The sequence below is a fragment of the Heterorhizobium halophytocola genome, assembly GCF_017873095.1.
In the GTDB taxonomy this organism is placed as follows: Bacteria; Pseudomonadota; Alphaproteobacteria; order Rhizobiales; family Rhizobiaceae; genus Allorhizobium; species Allorhizobium halophytocola.
In genome coordinates this window covers 280,774-295,991 of the sequence record NZ_JAGGJU010000005.1, presented here as the reverse complement: position 1 = coordinate 295,991, position 15,218 = coordinate 280,774, and the positions used below count along the sequence as shown (strand labels likewise).

The 15,218-nt window shown below is 63.8% G+C and carries 20 protein-coding genes; 5 read left to right on the top strand and 15 right to left on the bottom strand.

Annotation, left to right across the window (positions count from 1 at the left end; genetic code table 11):
- Positions 1 to 148 precede the first annotated feature (148 nt).
- Both J2Z17_RS11230 and recO read left to right on the top strand, forming a co-directional pair.
- Positions 149 to 730: a TetR/AcrR family transcriptional regulator gene (locus J2Z17_RS11230; protein WP_209944931.1), complete on the top strand. Its 582-nt coding sequence runs from the start codon at positions 149 to 151 to the stop codon at positions 728 to 730.
- A 46-nt stretch (positions 731 to 776) separates the two neighbouring features.
- A complete protein-coding gene (recO, locus tag J2Z17_RS11225; protein WP_209944928.1) occupies positions 777 to 1,544 on the top strand; it encodes a DNA repair protein RecO in 768 nt (255 codons plus the stop codon).
- Here the strand turns inward: recO and J2Z17_RS11220 are convergent.
- From J2Z17_RS11220 to J2Z17_RS11205, 4 genes are all read right to left on the bottom strand, one after another.
- The gene (locus J2Z17_RS11220) at positions 1,478 to 1,726 is read right to left on the bottom strand and encodes a hypothetical protein (protein WP_209945137.1); all 249 of its coding nucleotides are present in this window, start codon (positions 1,724 to 1,726) and stop codon (positions 1,478 to 1,480) included. The two genes, recO and J2Z17_RS11220, sit on opposite strands and share 67 nt — an antisense overlap.
- 490 nt (positions 1,727 to 2,216) lie before the next feature.
- Complete coding sequence (locus tag J2Z17_RS11215; RefSeq protein ID WP_209944925.1) at positions 2,217 to 2,543, bottom strand: hypothetical protein; 327 nt, start codon at positions 2,541 to 2,543, stop codon at positions 2,217 to 2,219.
- A gap of 366 nt (positions 2,544 to 2,909) precedes the next feature.
- On the bottom strand, positions 2,910 to 3,764 hold the full coding sequence (locus J2Z17_RS11210; RefSeq protein ID WP_209944923.1) for an MOSC domain-containing protein: 855 nt from the start codon (positions 3,762 to 3,764) through the stop codon (positions 2,910 to 2,912).
- An 8-nt stretch (positions 3,765 to 3,772) separates the two neighbouring features.
- The gene (locus J2Z17_RS11205) at positions 3,773 to 4,450 is read right to left on the bottom strand and encodes an HD domain-containing protein (RefSeq protein WP_209944921.1); all 678 of its coding nucleotides are present in this window, start codon (positions 4,448 to 4,450) and stop codon (positions 3,773 to 3,775) included.
- A gap of 201 nt (positions 4,451 to 4,651) precedes the next feature.
- On the opposite strand from J2Z17_RS11205, the gene J2Z17_RS11200 reads away from it, so the two are divergent.
- Positions 4,652 to 5,041, top strand: coding sequence for a hypothetical protein (locus J2Z17_RS11200; RefSeq protein WP_209944919.1), 390 nt, complete (start codon positions 4,652 to 4,654; stop codon positions 5,039 to 5,041).
- Between the two features lie 368 nt (positions 5,042 to 5,409).
- Here the strand turns inward: J2Z17_RS11200 and J2Z17_RS11195 are convergent, their stop codons facing one another.
- From J2Z17_RS11195 to J2Z17_RS11160, 8 genes are all read right to left on the bottom strand, one after another.
- On the bottom strand, positions 5,410 to 6,315 hold the full coding sequence (locus J2Z17_RS11195) for a mechanosensitive ion channel family protein (protein WP_209944916.1): 906 nt from the start codon (positions 6,313 to 6,315) through the stop codon (positions 5,410 to 5,412).
- 254 nt (positions 6,316 to 6,569) lie between these two features.
- Positions 6,570 to 7,112: a tyrosine phosphatase family protein gene (locus J2Z17_RS11190; RefSeq protein WP_209944914.1), complete on the bottom strand. Its 543-nt coding sequence runs from the start codon at positions 7,110 to 7,112 to the stop codon at positions 6,570 to 6,572.
- Complete coding sequence (locus tag J2Z17_RS11185) at positions 7,109 to 7,768, bottom strand: HD domain-containing protein (RefSeq protein WP_209944912.1); 660 nt, start codon at positions 7,766 to 7,768, stop codon at positions 7,109 to 7,111. The genes J2Z17_RS11190 and J2Z17_RS11185 overlap by 4 nt, the downstream gene beginning before the upstream one ends.
- A gap of 3 nt (positions 7,769 to 7,771) precedes the next feature.
- Positions 7,772 to 8,608, bottom strand: coding sequence for a CAF17-like 4Fe-4S cluster assembly/insertion protein YgfZ (gene ygfZ / locus J2Z17_RS11180; RefSeq protein ID WP_209944910.1), 837 nt, complete (start codon positions 8,606 to 8,608; stop codon positions 7,772 to 7,774).
- A 142-nt stretch (positions 8,609 to 8,750) separates the two neighbouring features.
- Complete coding sequence (locus J2Z17_RS11175) at positions 8,751 to 9,494, bottom strand: hypothetical protein (protein WP_209944908.1); 744 nt, start codon at positions 9,492 to 9,494, stop codon at positions 8,751 to 8,753.
- Positions 9,495 to 9,506: 12 nt separating this feature from the next.
- Entirely contained in the window at positions 9,507 to 9,764 is a 258-nt protein-coding gene (locus J2Z17_RS11170) for a hypothetical protein (RefSeq protein WP_209944906.1), read from the bottom strand.
- 103 nt (positions 9,765 to 9,867) lie between these two features.
- Positions 9,868 to 10,323, bottom strand: a complete 456-nt coding sequence (locus tag J2Z17_RS11165) for a TIGR02301 family protein (RefSeq protein ID WP_209944904.1) — start codon at positions 10,321 to 10,323, stop codon at positions 9,868 to 9,870.
- A complete protein-coding gene (locus J2Z17_RS11160) occupies positions 10,320 to 10,760 on the bottom strand; it encodes an NUDIX hydrolase (RefSeq protein ID WP_209944901.1) in 441 nt (146 codons plus the stop codon). Before J2Z17_RS11160 ends, J2Z17_RS11165 begins: the two co-directional genes overlap by 4 nt.
- A gap of 140 nt (positions 10,761 to 10,900) precedes the next feature.
- Between J2Z17_RS11160 and J2Z17_RS11155 the strand changes: the two genes are divergently transcribed.
- Complete coding sequence (locus J2Z17_RS11155; RefSeq protein WP_209944898.1) at positions 10,901 to 11,710, top strand: SOS response-associated peptidase; 810 nt, start codon at positions 10,901 to 10,903, stop codon at positions 11,708 to 11,710.
- A gap of 59 nt (positions 11,711 to 11,769) precedes the next feature.
- On the opposite strand, the gene J2Z17_RS11150 is transcribed toward J2Z17_RS11155, so the two are convergent.
- From J2Z17_RS11150 to J2Z17_RS11140, 3 genes are all read right to left on the bottom strand, one after another.
- Positions 11,770 to 11,919, bottom strand: coding sequence for a hypothetical protein (locus tag J2Z17_RS11150; RefSeq protein WP_209944896.1), 150 nt, complete (start codon positions 11,917 to 11,919; stop codon positions 11,770 to 11,772).
- Positions 11,920 to 12,077: 158 nt separating this feature from the next.
- Positions 12,078 to 12,944: a CDP-diacylglycerol--serine O-phosphatidyltransferase gene (gene pssA / locus J2Z17_RS11145; protein WP_209944894.1), complete on the bottom strand. Its 867-nt coding sequence runs from the start codon at positions 12,942 to 12,944 to the stop codon at positions 12,078 to 12,080.
- 24 nt (positions 12,945 to 12,968) lie between these two features.
- Positions 12,969 to 13,667, bottom strand: a complete 699-nt coding sequence (locus J2Z17_RS11140) for a phosphatidylserine decarboxylase (protein ID WP_209944892.1) — start codon at positions 13,665 to 13,667, stop codon at positions 12,969 to 12,971.
- Positions 13,668 to 13,926: 259 nt separating this feature from the next.
- On the opposite strand from J2Z17_RS11140, the gene J2Z17_RS11135 reads away from it, so the two are divergent.
- The gene (locus J2Z17_RS11135) at positions 13,927 to 15,216 is read left to right on the top strand and encodes a sensor domain-containing diguanylate cyclase (protein ID WP_209944890.1); all 1,290 of its coding nucleotides are present in this window, start codon (positions 13,927 to 13,929) and stop codon (positions 15,214 to 15,216) included.
- The last annotated feature ends 2 nt before the right edge of the window (positions 15,217 to 15,218 follow it).

Below are 15,218 nucleotides of genomic sequence, written 5' to 3'. Positions count from 1 at the left end.
ATCTATATGAGCCATGCCCCGCACGAAGTCAACGTCACACGCCTCTGGAACGAGGCCGGATCCGGGTGAAAAGCCCGTTGCGCCGAAGTCCGCCGCCGGCCGGAACGCCAGGGCGAAAACCCCGACGCGCAAGCGCGGTCATGCCCGCGTGGCGCAGCTTCTGGACGGTGCGACGGCGGTCTTTCGCGAGCGCGGATATGGGGCCGCGACGATGACGGAGATTGCTGCCCGGGCCGGCGCTCCGATCGGCTCGCTCTACCAGTTCTTCCCGAGCAAGCAGTCGCTGGTCGACGCGCTGGTCGAGCGTTATGGCGAGCACGTCGTGGAGGCGCTGGATGCGGTCGAGGCGCGGGCGGCAAGTCTCTCGGCCGCGCAGCTTGCCCGGGCATTTATCGGCATCTTCGTCGATCTGCGCCAGGAGCGGCTGCTGGTGGTCGGTCTGCTGGATGCCAGCTGGCAGGAACCGTCGGTGCGGCCCGCCCGCCTTCGTCATCTCCTGAGGGCGAGAATAGGCGCGATCCTGCGGCTCTGGCGGCCGGGCGTCGCCACCGATGCGGCGCAGGTCCACGCGATCGTCGTGCTGCAGATGATGAAAAGCCACATGCAGATGCTGGTGGAGGAAGATCAGCCCGACATTCCCCGCGCTGCCGAGCACTGGATCGCCATGCTGGCAGATTATATCGGGCGCATGGACCCGGGCGCGTGCGCTTCGGGCGCCGGGGCGCGCTGAGGTTTTTTCGCTCGCCGCGGGGCCGGGGCTGGGATAGAACGCCTTCATGCAATGGACCGATGAAGCCATCCTGCTTGGCGTGCGCCGCCACGGCGAGACCAGCGTGATCGCGGAGATGATGACGCGCACGCATGGCCGCTATATGGGCATGGTGCGCGGCGGGCGGTCACGCTCGATGCAGCCGGTGCTGCAGCCGGGCAATCGCTTCGAACTGACCTGGCGGGCGCGGCTGGACGAGCATTTGGGCGAGTATCGGCTGGAGCCGCTGCGCCTGCGGGCCGGCGAACTGATGGCAAGCGCCATCGGCGTGCACGGGGTACAGGCGATCGGCGGCCTGCTGCGGCTCTTGCCCGAGCGCGATCCGCACCCGCATCTCTACGAAGCGCTCGACGTCATTCTCGATCATCTGGAGGAGCCGGCGACGGCGGGCGAACTGTTCATCCGACTGGAACTGGCAGTTCTAGACGATCTCGGTTTCGGACTGGACCTGGCGCAATGTGCGGCAACCGGCGGGCGCGAGGATCTGGTATATGTGTCGCCGAAATCCGGGCGGGCTGTCAGCCGGGTGGCGGGACAGCCCTATCACGACCGGATGCTGAGCCTGCCGACCTTCCTGGCGGGGGGAAGTCGCCACGCGGCCGATGCGGAGGCATTGGCCGGAGCCTTCCGGTTGACCGGATATTTCCTCGGCCGCCACGTCTATGAACCGCGCGGGATCGAGCCTGTCGCATCCCGCGAAGCCTTTCTTCAGGCGACGTTGAGGGCCTTGCCGGGAACTTCTGTCGAGACCGGCGCGCCGATCTCAAAGCCGTGAGCCAGCGTCTTGCCCGACTGCAGGTGACGGTGGATGGCGCGGCGCAGTTCTTCGAGATTGCGAAACACCGACCCGTCCAGCTCGATGACCGGAAACTTGACCGCGATGAATTTCAGGCTGTCCCCCTCGGGAACAGTGATGCCGACGGGCACGCCGGCATATTCGACAACTTGCTTTTCCATATATCTCTATCCCCGCCGACGCTCGGGAAGCGCAGGCATTGAACGTGAATGTGATTGAAACCGGGTGCGCTCTAAGCTGTCACATTCGACAGATGCGGCACCAATTTCGTTTGCTCGTGTCGAGCGGGGAAAAAATTTGGGAACACGCGGGATGAAGGACAACAACTCGCATCTGGTTAGCCTCCCTATTCGGCGATGACCCTGATCGATAGCGCTCAACCGCGCTGACTTGTAAACGGTACCGGTTCAATCCGGCAGCATTAAGGTAGGGAGTGGGCAAGACAGCGTCAACGGCGCGGTGACCAAATTTTCTAAAATCTTATTCTGCAGTGCAGCGTGATATTGTGGGCGGTGCGGCACATTATTTCAGAAATATGACGGTCGCCGGATTCTCATTCGAAAAGGTGGGAGTGGCGCGCGGGGTGGTTCGTGCCCCGTTTCCAGGGCGCATTGCACTTGCTGCGGGGAGAGCATCGGTCGACGGCGTGCGTCAGATCTGCCGTTCGGTCGGCGGATAATCGAAGGCCAGGGCGCCGGGCTCCAGCGGCCGGAACAGAGACAATATCGCCCGCGACTGGCTGTTGGAGATCGAAAGCATCTGCACCGCGAGGTCCTGACGGCTCTTGAGTGCGGCGAGACGCGCGGCCTCTGCCGTCAGATGAGGGTCGATATGGGCTTCCAGCTGCGGATCGAGACCTTCGCCGAGAAAGCCGCGGATATAGTCGTCGTCGCCCGATTGCAGCCACGCGCCGTAATCCTGCCGATGCACGGGCAGGCGATATACGGTCTTGGGCCTTCGGTCGGGGCGGCGCGCCATGTCAGTGTCCCTGGGGTTCCCCTTGCCTTTTCGAAGGCCCGGGACCGCTCGCGAAATTTGCGAGAGGACCCGGGTAAAGCGTGAGGTCATGAAACAGTTCGAAGTAACGTTTTATGAAACTACGGTCCGAACAAAAAATGCACGCCGTCCTTCATGACGGTACACCGTATGCAGAAGTCTAGCGGCCTCTCGTAAAGCAGAGCTTAACGGCACCAGAAAATACCCGTGATAACTCAGTGCGGGAGATCAGTATATTATTAAAACCTATGATTACGTGTAAGTATACTTATAATTTCTTCCCATGGTTGCGCGACTGCTGATATAGGGTTGCTATCCCCGGACGGGCGCTGGACGCGGGGACGATCCCTATGCCGGACGCTGCTTTAACGGCCATCGTGCCGGATTGTCGGCGAGCACCCGCGCTTCGGCACCGACCGCGATCAGGCCGGATGCACGCGGCACCGCGTTCCAGCCGAAGATCGGGCCGGGTACGCGGCGGTCGGTGGAAAACCGCAGGCGCTGCATGGCCGGCATCGGGTTTGCGCCGTCACGCGCGCCGCTCGACTGGTCCTGCGTGGTCATGATGCAGCGGGCGCAGGGTTTGACCAGATCGAAGCGGATGCCGCCGATATCGATCGCGGCCCAGCCGTCCTCGGCCCAGGGCGTGTCGCAGTCGATGACGATGTTCGGGCGAAAGCGCGCCATCGGCACCGAGCCTTCGGCCTTTGCGTCCATATCGGCGTTCAGCGCGGCAAGCGACCCCGTCGTCGTGACGAGGACCTGGAACCCATCGGCGAACGTCACGGGACTGTCCGCAGTTCCGGCCCATTCCGGACTGGCGACCCGACTCGCTGTGTCGTCGAAGACAACGAGCCGTACCGGCCGCCCGAGCCAGTCCGACAGCGCCACGTCGACCGCGGCGTTGACGGTGGCGGCTTCGACGGTGGATTTCCACACCGAAACCTTCAGCCGCGCCGACGGGTTAACGGCAACCGTGGTCGAACGGCCGTCATCGAAGAGCAGTCGATCGCCCGCAGCCTCGGGAATAACGGTGATCCGCGCGATGTCGGGCAGCTCGCGCTGGGTCATGAAGTGGCCATCGGGTGCGACGAGCATCATCCGCCGGTCACCGGCAAGGCCCGAAGGCTCGACCATGGCCTGGTCGAGGTCGATGACGCGGCCGCTTTTCAGCGGATAAACATGGAGTGAACTGACCTGCATGATCCCTCTCAAATCTCGTCGATGAATTCGGCCAGGAAGCGCTCGAGGCGCTGGTGCCGTTTTCGGGCGAGCGCCTGGCCGGTGGGTGTCGTGAAGCCGTCGGCCAAGGTCAGCAGCTTGGCCGGAAAGTGGTCGATGGCATTGCGCCGGTCGTCGAGCGGGCGCGACTGTGCCTGCGGGTCGGCCGGATCGTAGAGCGCCGACCCAATGCGGCCGGCGGTGTAGAAGCAGCGCGCCACGCCGATCATGCCGATGGCATCGAGGCGGTCGGCATCCTGCAATATCCTGGCTTCCAGCGTCTCGGGCGGGATACCGGCCGAAAAGCTGTGGGCCGCGATGGCATGCGCGATCGACGCCACCCGCTTTCCGTCCATCCCGCGGGCGGACAACAGGATGCTGGCCTTGTCGGCGGCCAGCTGCGAGGCGCGGGCGCGGTCCGGGTGGTTCTTTTCGACCGAGATGCAGTCGTGCAGGATCACGGCTGCGGCCAGAACCTCGCCATCGCCGCCTTCACCCGCAAGGATCTGCATGGCGTTGCGAAACACCCGGATGAGGTGGCTGAGGTCATGCGACCCATCCTGGCCCTGCGCGTTCTGCGGGACAGCGTGCGGCAGGAGGTCGGCGGCAAGGGCCGCATAGGGGGCGAAGCTGTCGCTGATCGGCGTCTGGGGATTCGGTGTGCTCATGCCTGTTTTTCTAGAGGATTGCCCTCGAAGCGCAAGCCGCACTGCTGACCGCCGAGATTGCGAACATACGAATTATGGTAATTAATAATTAACCTTTGACGCATGGCCGCTTTTGCCATGTAGTCTACGTATTATTGAGTGAGTCTCTCACGGCGAAAATGCATTTTTCTGATTGATCATTTGTCATTCATGGAGAGCGCCATGACTAGCATTTCGACATTGCTCGACAGTTCCTATTCGACCCTGCGCATGCTTGACGCCGATGGCGCCGGGATCATCGACGCTGAGGCCACCCCCGTCGAAAACGGCCCGACGCGGACCCAGGACCCCACGGTCTCGAGTGAGAATGCCGCAACCGGGGTTGCCTCGCAGCTATCGGCCCGGTTTGTCGCCGGCATTCTCGATGGCATTTCCGGCAGCGACCTGATGCCTTCGTCCTCCGGCTGGCCCGCCGCGGCCGCCCTGTCGCAGGCAGGGGCGGATCAGGTCTCCGCAGCGCTCGGCGAGGTAGCCCGCCCGCTGTCGGCGATCATTTCCGAGTATGTGAGTTATGGCAGCGATGGCGAGGACGACGACACCGCCGCCGCCTGACATGCGCGCGGGCAGGGGGCGGCGCCACGGGGGGGGGGCGGATCCGGCCCCCGGCCTTTCGTATCAAATGGCATGTCTGCGTCCCGAATATCAGGTCCGCTCTTCGGGAGACGTGCTTTGAGGAGGCATCAGGCCTCCTTTACAAGGGCCATCATGTGGCCGTTCATGAAGAGCGGCTGCAGCCCTTGCCTCTCCGCCATCTGCAAGGTGGCGAAGAGGATTTCTTCGACGGCTGGAGGACGTCCGGTCAACACGCGTTCACCGGCCGTCCTCCAGCTTCTTGTCGTAGGCATTTCCGGACGGAAAACCGCGGCTCTACTTTTGCCGGAAATGCTCCAGCTCACGCCCTGGCCATCGGATGCCGACCGTCAGGCGTCGATCAGGGTCGGCTTGTCGTCGTCCTTCGGCACCGGGCGCTTGGGTTCCAGCTTGGCTGCCAGCTCGCCGCTATAGGTGACCTGCGGGAACGGAATGCTGATGCCGGCCTCGTCGAAGGCGATCTTGACCTTCTTGGTGAATTCCCGCGAGACGGGCCAGAAATCCGGGCTCATCGTCCAGTAGCGCAGGGTTATCGCCACCGCGCTGTCGCCGAGTTCGGAGACGAAGGTGCCAGGCTCCGGATCGGCCAGCACGCGCTTCTCCGCCCGTGCGATCTCCATCATGATTTCCTCGGCTTGGGTGATGTCGTCCTCGTAGCCGATGCCGACGACCAGGTCATAGCGGCGCGTCGGTTCGCGGCTGTAATTGGTGATCGGCACGTTCCACAGCGTCGAGTTCGGCGCGAGACGGTACATGCCGTCGGGTGTCTTCATCTCGGTGGCGAACAGCCCGATCTCGCGGATCGTGCCGGAAATGCTGCCGGTGTCGATATATTCGCCGACGCGGAAGGGGCGCAGCACCAGCAGCATGATGCCGGCAGCGATATTCTGCAGGGTTCCCTGCAGCGCCAGACCGATTGCCAGGCCGGCAGCGCCGAGCGCTGCAATCACCGATGCCGTCTGCACGCCGAACTGGCCGAGCACCATGATGAAGACCAGGATCAGTAGCGCATAGCGCACGACATTGGACAGGAAGGCCGCGAGCGTCAGGTCGAAGCCGCGCACTTTCATCAGCCCTGCTTCGGCCCAGCGATGCACCAGGCCGGCGATGATCCAGCCGGCGACCAGCAACAGCACAGCCCCCACCGCCGAGAAGGCATATTCCACGACGAGCGCGCTCGCCTGACTGAGCGCAGCACGCGTGGCGACGATGAATTGAGAGGCTTGTTGTTCCATAAGCGGGGTTTTTCCTGCAGTTGCTTCCGTTCGGGGCGGGGCGGTAGCGGGCAGGTCGGAAGCGCTGCAGGGGCACCGATTGAGGGTGCGAATTACCTTGGTCTTTGGTTTCCGACCATCAGACGCGGATAAGCAGCACGGCCGGATGCCCGCCGGTCGTCTTGGCACTAACGCTGTTTTACCCCGACTGTTCCGGGGTTTTCAAGGAATAGCGCAAATATCGCCGCCCGACGGAGGCAGATGAAGCTGGCCGCTCAGTTGGCTGCGCTCGTATCGGGCCGGTAAAGCGGCAGCACGAAGGGGGCATTGCCATCGGTCTCTGCGCCCCGACCGATCGCCTTGACCGCCGCCGTCAGACGTCCCCCGCGCTCAAGCAGCGCATCGCCGATTTCGACCAGTCGGATATTGGGCGTGGCATGTGGGGCGACGGCGCGGAGCCGCAGGGCGAGCGCCGCATCGTCTTCCTGCGGCGCGGTTGCCAGCGAGGCGATGAGGGCGGCCGCCGGCGAGCGCGACACCCCCATCCAGCAATGCACGACCAGCGGCGCCGCGCGGTTCCAGCCTCTGGCAAAATCGATCAGGGCTGCGACATGCCGTTCCGACGGTGCGACCAGGTCGCCGGTGCCGGCAAAGGTGATGTCGTTGAGGTCGAGCTTCAGATGGCGTTCGGCGCGGATCACCGCCGGACGGTGGAAATTCTGCTGGTTGGCGGCAAGCAGGCTGACCATTTCGCGGGCGCCGTGACGGACGGCCATTTCGGCGATGCGCGACAGCGGTGAGACGACGATCGCGGTCATCGGCGGGTTCCCGTATCGGGTGCAGCCCCGCGCGTGGTTGCGGCTGCACCGCGGCGCTCGGCCTCGATCTCCTCGAATCGGTTGGCAAAGAGCGCCTGTGCCTGCATCGCGGGAAGCGGTGCGATCATCAGCGTGTCGCGGGCAAAGCCGCGCGGCTGGCCGAAGAGCTTGCGCGCCTCCGCCTCGGTAAAGCCGGCCAGTTCCGTCGCCTCGAAAAAGGCGCAGATCGTATCGGCTTTCTTGATCCTCGCCTTCAGGTCGCGGTCGGCATGCGGCGCGAGCCCGAATCGTAGGTGAATGGCCGCCTCCAGCCGTTTCTCGATCGTCTTGTAGCCACCGCCGACCACGGCCTTGAACGGTGAGATCATGTCGCCGATGACGAATTCCGGCGCGTCGTGCAGCAGCGCCATCTGCCGGTCGTCGGCCGAGGCGGTCGGATTGCTCACGGTGAAGATCGCCTCGACAAGCAGGCTGTGCTGGGCGACGGAGAAGGCATTTTCGCCCTTTGTCTGGCCGTTCCATCGGGCGACGCGTGCCAGTCCGTGGGCGATGTCGGAGATCTCGACGTCGAGCGGCGAGGGATCGAGAAGGTCGAGCCGCCGGCCCGACAGCATGCGTTGCCAGGCGCGGGCGGTCGCGGTCTTGCTGTCGGCCATGGATCAGGCGTCCTCGGACGCCGTTGGAAAGGCAAGCCCGCTCCAGTCGGGAAGGCGCAGCGTCACCGGCAGGTCACCGGCAAGGACCGGCAGTTGCGCGGCCATCGCCTCGCCGGCGCGGTCGACCCGGACAATGGCAAGGCCTGCATTGCCCGACACGCTGCCGAGCGTGCCGATCGGCTTGCCGGCCGCCGTCAGCGGCGTGCCCGTCGCCGGCAGCGTTCCTTGCGCCGTGACGATGACCGGCCGCTTGCGGGCGCTTTTGCGGTGATGCATGCGCGACACCACTTCCTGGCCCACATAGCATCCCTTCTTGAAGGAAACGCCTCGCGTCAGATCCAGCATGACGTCATGCGGGAAGGCATCCTCCAGCGAAAAGTCGCGGCCGGACACGACGATCCCCGCCGCGATGCGCAAGCCGTCATAGGCATCGCCATCGGCGCCCGCATGGCGTCCGGGCTTGCGCACGAGATCCAGGCCGGCCGCTGCGAAGCGCAGGTCGCGAATGCCGTCGGCGGGGAGGTCGTCATTCCAGAAGACCGTCACCCCCTCGTCGTCCAGCCGCTTGATGTCGACCTTGGCGCGCAGCTTGTAGAGCGTCAGCCGCTTGAGGAGGCCATCCGCCTGGCTTTCGTCTGTTTCCAGCAGGAAGTGGTCTTCGTGGCGCCAGATCAGGAAGTCGAAGAACAGCTTGCCCTGCGGCGTCAACAGGGCGCCCGGTGCCGCCTCTTTCGGTGCGATTGCCTCGACATCGGTGGTGATCAGGTTGTGCAGGAATGTCTGCGCGTCGGCGCCGGAGATTGCGATCAGCGCGCGGTCGGGAAGATGGCTTGCGGGCATGGTCTCGCTTCCGCTTCATGGGTATCGTGGATATGGACGTAGACTTAGGGGCTCGAAGCCACGACAGCAAGACTCGGAGCCCTTTGCCGCCCGGATCGCGGACGGCAGGTGCAAGATCCGGAAGCCTTGCAAAAGCGGCCGATCAATCGCCGGCGGTGAAGAACTTCCACTGGCCGTCGGGCGAAATGCCGACGCGGAAAAAGTTGTAATTGCCGCTTTCCTGCATGCCGGTCAGGTCGCCGGCAGTAACGATCCGCAACAGGTCGACCTTTTCCGGCGCTGTCAGCGCATTGATGTTCTTCTCGGCGAAATAGGGCCAGACATACATCTCGTCGGCCGTGCCGGCATTGATCCGGGCAAAGCCTGTATTGAGGATGTCGAGCAGGATCGCCAGCACTTCCAACCCGTCATCGTCGCCGGAAAAGCCCTTGATCGTCTCGACCGGATCGCTGTCGTCGCCGCCGAGCAGAAGCTGTGTCTGGTTGGGACCGGGATTGAGAAGCGGGCGCAGCTTCTCGACATCGCCGGTGACGGCGGCCTTCATGATCAGGTCGCGCATCCGCTTCACCGGTTCGGGCGCCTTTGTGATGTCCGTCGGGAATTCGGCCTTGTCGTCCGGGCCGGTGTCGGCGGCGCCGCCAGTATCCTGTACTGCGCCCGGCTCACTCGGATCCTGCAGCAGCGGCTGCTCGTCTTCCAGGCCGCCGCCGTTCATCGGCTGGTCGTCGCTGCCCGGATCGGCGCTTTGCTGCGAGGTCAGGTCGGACAGCGCGAAGGCGGGCCCGACCGTTGGCGCGAGCAGACTGGCGGACAAAAGCGTCGCGGCAAGCGCGCGCGTCAGGGAATAGCGAGGGCTTAACGTCGCAGCGAAACGATGCGGGGACATGATGAAAATCTTTTATTGCAGTTTGCGGGTGGGGGAGAATTCGCCGGACAGCAGACGTTCGCGCAGGGCCTCCAGGACGGCCTCCGCACCATCTTCGCCATGAATGCGGATCGTCTCGCGCATGGCCAGCGCAAAAGCGGCGTCGGCGATGATTTCCGGTTCGATGCCATCGGCCATGCCGTCAGCCCAGGCTTCATTCTGGTATTCGAGCGCGACCTGCATCTTCTCGTGAACAATCATTTCGTCGATATCGTTGCGGCGCGGTTCCATACTCAATTCCTCGCAAACGTTCGGTCGTTACTCACCTCTTAACGACTTTAGCAGCCTTTTCCCAAAACGACACGGGGGGCCGACCGAACGGGTTAATTATTTCCTAATTCCCGTAACGTGCCGTTATTTCTCGCGCAAGTGTTGCGCCTTCGGCACGGTATTGCGCTTCGGCATCCAGTGCCGCTGCGGTGCAGGTGACGTGAAGGGCGGCAAACGCCCGGTAACCGCGGTTGAAAGCCGCTGTCATGCGGGCCTTGCGGCCGGGCTCATTGGCCGTTTCGCTGTCCAGCAATGTCTGCATGCTGGACCGCCATTGCGGTTCGTCGTCGCTGTCGCAGAGATTGCGCAGATAGTGCAGGGAGCCGAGAATTTCGGCCAGGCGGGCCAGGTCGTCGTCATAGGGCGCCGGCTTTTCCACCACGGCCGGCGTTTCCGGCTCGCTTTTCGCCTTGTCCTGCGCAAACGCCGAGGGTGTCGAGATCGCCAGGACGGCGACGAGAGCGACCAGACAGCCGGTCAGCCCGCGGGGCAGGAGCCTTGTTCCATAGAGCGATGTCATGCGCGCGTATCCGCCGGGCGGGCTTCGATCAGCCTCTGGACGCAATCGCGCACCGAATCGGGCACCGGCAGGTCGAAGATGGCCTGCGGCGCATACCAGCCGGCCTCGACGGCATCGTCGCTTGCCTGCAGCGGCGCCACATCGGCGACGGCGATCGTGAACACGGACAGGTGATAATGGGCAGCACCCGGTCCCTTGGTCGATTCGGGCGGCAGGTCGTAGACGGCAAACAGCCTGGGTGATTCGCCGACCAGGCCGGTTTCTTCCTGAAGTTCGCGCAGCGCCGTCTGCTCCAGGGCCTCGTCGGGCTCCGCCCGCCCGCCGGGAAAGGCATAGAGGTCTGCGGCCGGCGGATTGCGGCGCTTGACCAGCAGGAAGCGACCCTGCCATTCAACGATGGCGGAGGCGGCAAGCTTCGGCACCGGGACGGTGGCCATGGGCGTCGAGGAATGAGACATCAGGATATGCGGCAGACAGACTTGCGGTACGAGTATCGGGCGAGTCACACTATAACCTGAAATGCCGGCCCGGTGCAGCCGAAACCGCGGCTTGCCGGCGGTGATTGAGGAGATCGTTAATGTGCGGACGTTTTGCCGTGCTCACCCTGCCGGCGCATGTGATGGATCATTTCGGGCTTGCGGATATCGATGATTTTCCGCCGCGCTACAATATCGCGCCAACCCAGCCGATCCTGGTGGTCAAGGGCAAGTCGAGTGGCGGAGAACCCGGCACCAACCTGCCGTCGCGCCGCGCGCTGCTGGCCCGTTGGGGTCTGATCCCGAGCTGGGTCAAGGATCCGAGCGATTTTCCGCTGCTGATCAATGCCCGTGCCGAGACGGCGGAGGAGAAACCGTCCTTCCGCGGTCCGATGCGCCATCATCGCATCCTCATTCCGGCATCCGGCTTTTACGAATGGCATCGGCCGGGCAAGGAGAGTGGACAGAAATCGCAGGCCTACTGGATCCGCCCGCGCAATGGCGATCTCGTCGCGTTTGCCGGGCTGATGCAGCCCTATGCTTCGGCCGACGGATCGGAGGTTGATACGGCGGCAATCCTGACGACCGGCGCCAACCGCTTCATCGGCCAGATTCACGACCGCATGCCGGTGGTGATCCGGCCGGAGGACTTTACCCGCTGGCTGGATTGCAAGACGCAGGAGCCGCGCGCCGTCGCCGACCTGCTCGCGCCGGTGGAGGACGGCTATTTCGAGGCGATACCGATTGCCGACCTTGTCAACAAGGTGAAGAACACGGCGCCCGACATCCAGATACCCGTCGGCCCGCCGCTTTCAACAGACGCCGTTCCGACGGCCGCCGGCGGCGCGCAAAAGTCCGCTTCCCCGGATGATGACGATGACCAGTCCTCGCGGCAGATGTCACTGTTCTGAGGTCCACAGCGCCGTGCCGGCGCTATGGGATCAAAGCCCCCGCAGGGTCGGAAATCCGGTCAGGCCGCTTTCGGTTTACGCTTGAGCATCATGGCCGCGGCGGCGACCGCCTTGAGGCCAACAGGGTGGTAGAGTGCGACCAGATTGGGCTTGCCAGCTGCGCGTGCAGTGGTCTCGCTGGCAACCTGTGCCTTACCTTGCGTAGTCATGACGACGTCCTTGTGATTCTCTGCATGCCGGGAGATTCCGACAGCGAAGCAGCACGGCTTCAGTCACCAGCACATTACAAATTTATGTGGTTTGCAATTCAAATTAGAAATTAGGCAATCATAATTCGAGAGGTGTGGCAAACCTGCCGCCCCTGCGCTCAGATGCCGCGATCCATGCCGCTGTCGTCGTTGACGACCTGCTCGTCCTCGACGGTCAGGGTGCCGTAGCGGCGGTGCCAGGCCCGCGTGCCGAGCGGCAGCGTCAGAAGATAGAGGATCACGCTGACGGAGAGCACTTCCCAGGTGAAGCTCATCAATAGGGCGACGTAAAGCACCACGCCGAGCGTGATCGGCATGACGAGCGCCCGGCGCACGCGCTGCATGTCCGACTTGCCGGACCAGACCGGCAGGCGGCTGATCAGCAGGAAGGCGATGATCATCGTGTAGCAGGCGCCGATATAGGCAAACCCTGCCGTAAGCTCGATGCCGAGAAAGCCGAGATAGACCGGCAGCAGCACGAGGAAGGCACCGGCGGGCGCCGGCACGCCGACGAAATATTCCGACGGCCATTTGTTCTTTTCCTTGCGCTCGACCATCACGTTGAAGCGGGCGAGGCGAAGCCCGGCGGCAATGGCATAGACAAGGGCTGCGATCCAGCCGAAGGACCGGGCCTGGTCGAGCAGGTAGACATAGAGCACCAGCGCGGGGGCGACGCCGAAATTGACGATGTCGGCGAGACTGTCCATCTGCTCGCCGAACTTCGACGAGGCCTTCATCATCCGTGCGACCCGTCCGTCGATGCCGTCGAGGAAGGCAGCGGCAAGCACCATGCCGACCGCCAGTTCGTAGCGGCCCTCGAAGGCAAGCCGGATGCCGGTAAGCCCGGCGCAGATCGCCAGAACGGTGATCAGGTTGGGGATCATCAGGCGCAGCGGGATTTCGCGCAGCCGCGGCCCGCGTGCTTCGTCATAGTCCGAGGACGTCGCATGGCTGTCGGGGTGCTGGACCTTGTCTTCTGGCTGCATGTCTCGCTCCCTTGCGGCTCGCCGTCAGATGCGGCGGCTGATGACGGGGCCCTTGCTGGAGCCGAATTCGGCAAGCACGGTTTCGCCGGCAATCGCCGTCTGGCCGAGCGAGACGCGCGGTTCGGTGCCTTCCGGCAGGAACACGTCGAGCCGCGAGCCGAAGCGGATCAGGCCGAAGCGTTCGCCGGCATCGAGCGTGTCGCTCGGATTGCTCCAGCAGACGATGCGCCGCGCTACGAGGCCCGCGATCTGCACCACGCCGATCATCCCGTGGGTTGTCTCGATCACCAGGCCGTTGCGTTCGTTTTCCTGACTTGCCTTGTCGAGCTCGGCATTCAGGAAGCTGCCTTCGCGGTAGACGATATTGGCGATCCGGCCGCGCATCGGCGCGCGGTTCACATGGCAGTTGAACACGTTCATGAACACCGAGATGCGCAGCATCGGCTCGTTGCCGAGCATCAGCTCTTCCGGCGGGCGCACCATCTGGATCGAGGAGACCCGGCCGTCTGCGGGGCTGATGACGAGATCATCGTCCTGCGGGGTGAAGCGTTCGGGATCGCGGAAGAAATAGGCGCACCAGAGGGTCAGGACGAGGCCGATCCAGAACAGCGGTTCCGCCAGCCAGCCGAGCAACAGCGAAGCCACGAAGAAGCCGGCAATGAACGGATAGCCTTCCTTGTGGACGGGAACGATGGTGTTGCGGATCGTATCGAACAGGCTCATCGGGCCGTGTCACTCCGTGATGGTTACAATTTGAACAGCGTGAGTACCGCGAAAGCAGCCCAGGAGCAATGGCCGCCGGGCGCCGTTCTACGGTTCCGGAACTGTCCCCGGATATCTAGGGGATCGGTTCGCGTTAGCCTTTCGCTAACCACGCGGCCAAATTTAGACCGGCGCCCGCTAATGAAAGGATTTTATTAGGAGAACAATGATGAGTAGCTCTGACATTCATGCATGATGCATTTCAAGGAGGTCATCGAGGATGACAGAGCAAGGGCTTGTGGAAACCATGCCTTCATCCGGTGCTCCGGCGCCGACCTTCTGGTTTTCGGTCGATGGTTCGCCCGTGCCCGCGGAGATTTCCAGGATTATCGGGCCGCTGCCGCAGGCGCGGCTACCGGTCGAAGCGCCGGGCATCTGCCTGTTTGCCGCCGAGCAGATGCAGGATGCCGCAACGATCCGCACTTTGCGAAATGCGCTCGGCAAGGACACCTATCTGGTCGGACTGTTTGCAGGCGATGCTTCCGTCGCGATGCGTTCGGCGGCCATTCGCGATGGTCTCGACGACGTCCTGCAGCGGGATCGCCTCGGCGAGTGGGAGATGGTGACGACGCGCGGCCACCGCATGCTTGCCGAGCGGCGCAGGACACGCTCCTTCCGCGACACCTATCAGATCGAACGCGATTATCTGCAGGCCTGCATCGACAATCTGCCGGCTCCCATCTTCTTCAAGAACGAGCAGGGCATCTATGTCGGCTGCAACAAGGCCTTCGAGGACTATATCGGCCGCAGCAGCGCCGATATCATCGGCAAGTCGGTCTACGAGATCGCGCCGCGCGAACTGGCCGACCGTTACCGCGAGGCGGACGAAGCGCTGATGGCCGAAGGCGGCGTGCAGGTCTACGAGGCCAAGGTGCGCTATGCCGACGGCACGCATCACGACGTGAGCTTCCACAAGGCGGTGATCACCGACAATAGCGGCCGGCCGCGCGGACTGGCGGGCGCGATGCTCGACATCACCGAACGCAAGGCGCTGGAGAGTGACCTCAAGGTGGCCGCCGAGCGCGACCCGCTGACCAATCTTTTCAACCGGCGCAAGTTTTTCGACGCCTGCCATGCCCGGATCGCGGAGGCGGGCGGGGCCGGGGCCGGACCGCTCAGCGTCGCCGTGATCGACATCGACCGCTTCAAGGCGATCAACGACCGCTACGGCCACGCGATCGGCGACGAGGTGCTCTGCGCGGTCGCGCGCCAGATGGAACAGTTCCTGGAAGGCGACGGTATCATCGCCCGGGCAGGGGGGGAGGAGTTCTACGCCATGCTGCCGGGCCTGACCGCGGATGCGGCGTCGCGCAAGCTGGAAGCACTGCGCCACCGCATCGCGTCACTTGCCATTCCGGCGGCGGCCGCCAGCGTCTCGGTGACGATCTCGATCGGGGTCGCCGATGTCGACCCGACACTGGAAAAACTTTCGGACAGTCTCAATCGGGCAGACCGGGCACTTTACGGCGCCAAGCATGACGGCCGGAACCGGTTGGTCCAGGCCGCCTGATC

Bases quoted from the DNA above. Each gene is read 5' to 3' on its own strand.
- J2Z17_RS11195 (WP_209944916.1), bottom strand. From the start codon at position 6,315: ATGGAACAACAAGCCTCTCAATTCATCGTCGCCACGCGTGCTGCGCTC.
- J2Z17_RS11175 (WP_209944908.1), bottom strand. From the start codon at position 9,494: ATGTCCCCGCATCGTTTCGCTGCGACGTTAAGCCCTCGCTATTCCCTG.
- J2Z17_RS11140 (WP_209944892.1), bottom strand. From the start codon at position 13,667: ATGAGCCTGTTCGATACGATCCGCAACACCATCGTTCCCGTCCACAAG.
- J2Z17_RS11215 (WP_209944925.1), bottom strand. From the start codon at position 2,543: ATGGCGCGCCGCCCCGACCGAAGGCCCAAGACCGTATATCGCCTGCCC.
- J2Z17_RS11160 (WP_209944901.1), bottom strand. From the start codon at position 10,760: ATGGCCACCGTCCCGGTGCCGAAGCTTGCCGCCTCCGCCATCGTTGAA.
- recO (WP_209944928.1), top strand. From the start codon at position 777: ATGCAATGGACCGATGAAGCCATCCTGCTTGGCGTGCGCCGCCACGGC.
- J2Z17_RS11150 (WP_209944896.1), bottom strand. From the start codon at position 11,919: ATGACTACGCAAGGTAAGGCACAGGTTGCCAGCGAGACCACTGCACGC.
- J2Z17_RS11185 (WP_209944912.1), bottom strand. From the start codon at position 7,768: ATGGCCGACAGCAAGACCGCGACCGCCCGCGCCTGGCAACGCATGCTG.
- J2Z17_RS11205 (WP_209944921.1), bottom strand. From the start codon at position 4,450: ATGAGCACACCGAATCCCCAGACGCCGATCAGCGACAGCTTCGCCCCC.
- J2Z17_RS11155 (WP_209944898.1), top strand. From the start codon at position 10,901: ATGTGCGGACGTTTTGCCGTGCTCACCCTGCCGGCGCATGTGATGGAT.
- ygfZ (WP_209944910.1), bottom strand. From the start codon at position 8,608: ATGCCCGCAAGCCATCTTCCCGACCGCGCGCTGATCGCAATCTCCGGC.
- J2Z17_RS11210 (WP_209944923.1), bottom strand. From the start codon at position 3,764: ATGCAGGTCAGTTCACTCCATGTTTATCCGCTGAAAAGCGGCCGCGTC.
- J2Z17_RS11135 (WP_209944890.1), top strand. From the start codon at position 13,927: ATGACAGAGCAAGGGCTTGTGGAAACCATGCCTTCATCCGGTGCTCCG.
- J2Z17_RS11190 (WP_209944914.1), bottom strand. From the start codon at position 7,112: ATGACCGCGATCGTCGTCTCACCGCTGTCGCGCATCGCCGAAATGGCC.
- J2Z17_RS11220 (WP_209945137.1), bottom strand. From the start codon at position 1,726: ATGGAAAAGCAAGTTGTCGAATATGCCGGCGTGCCCGTCGGCATCACT.
- J2Z17_RS11170 (WP_209944906.1), bottom strand. From the start codon at position 9,764: ATGGAACCGCGCCGCAACGATATCGACGAAATGATTGTTCACGAGAAG.
- J2Z17_RS11200 (WP_209944919.1), top strand. From the start codon at position 4,652: ATGACTAGCATTTCGACATTGCTCGACAGTTCCTATTCGACCCTGCGC.
- pssA (WP_209944894.1), bottom strand. From the start codon at position 12,944: ATGCAGCCAGAAGACAAGGTCCAGCACCCCGACAGCCATGCGACGTCC.
- J2Z17_RS11165 (WP_209944904.1), bottom strand. From the start codon at position 10,323: ATGACATCGCTCTATGGAACAAGGCTCCTGCCCCGCGGGCTGACCGGC.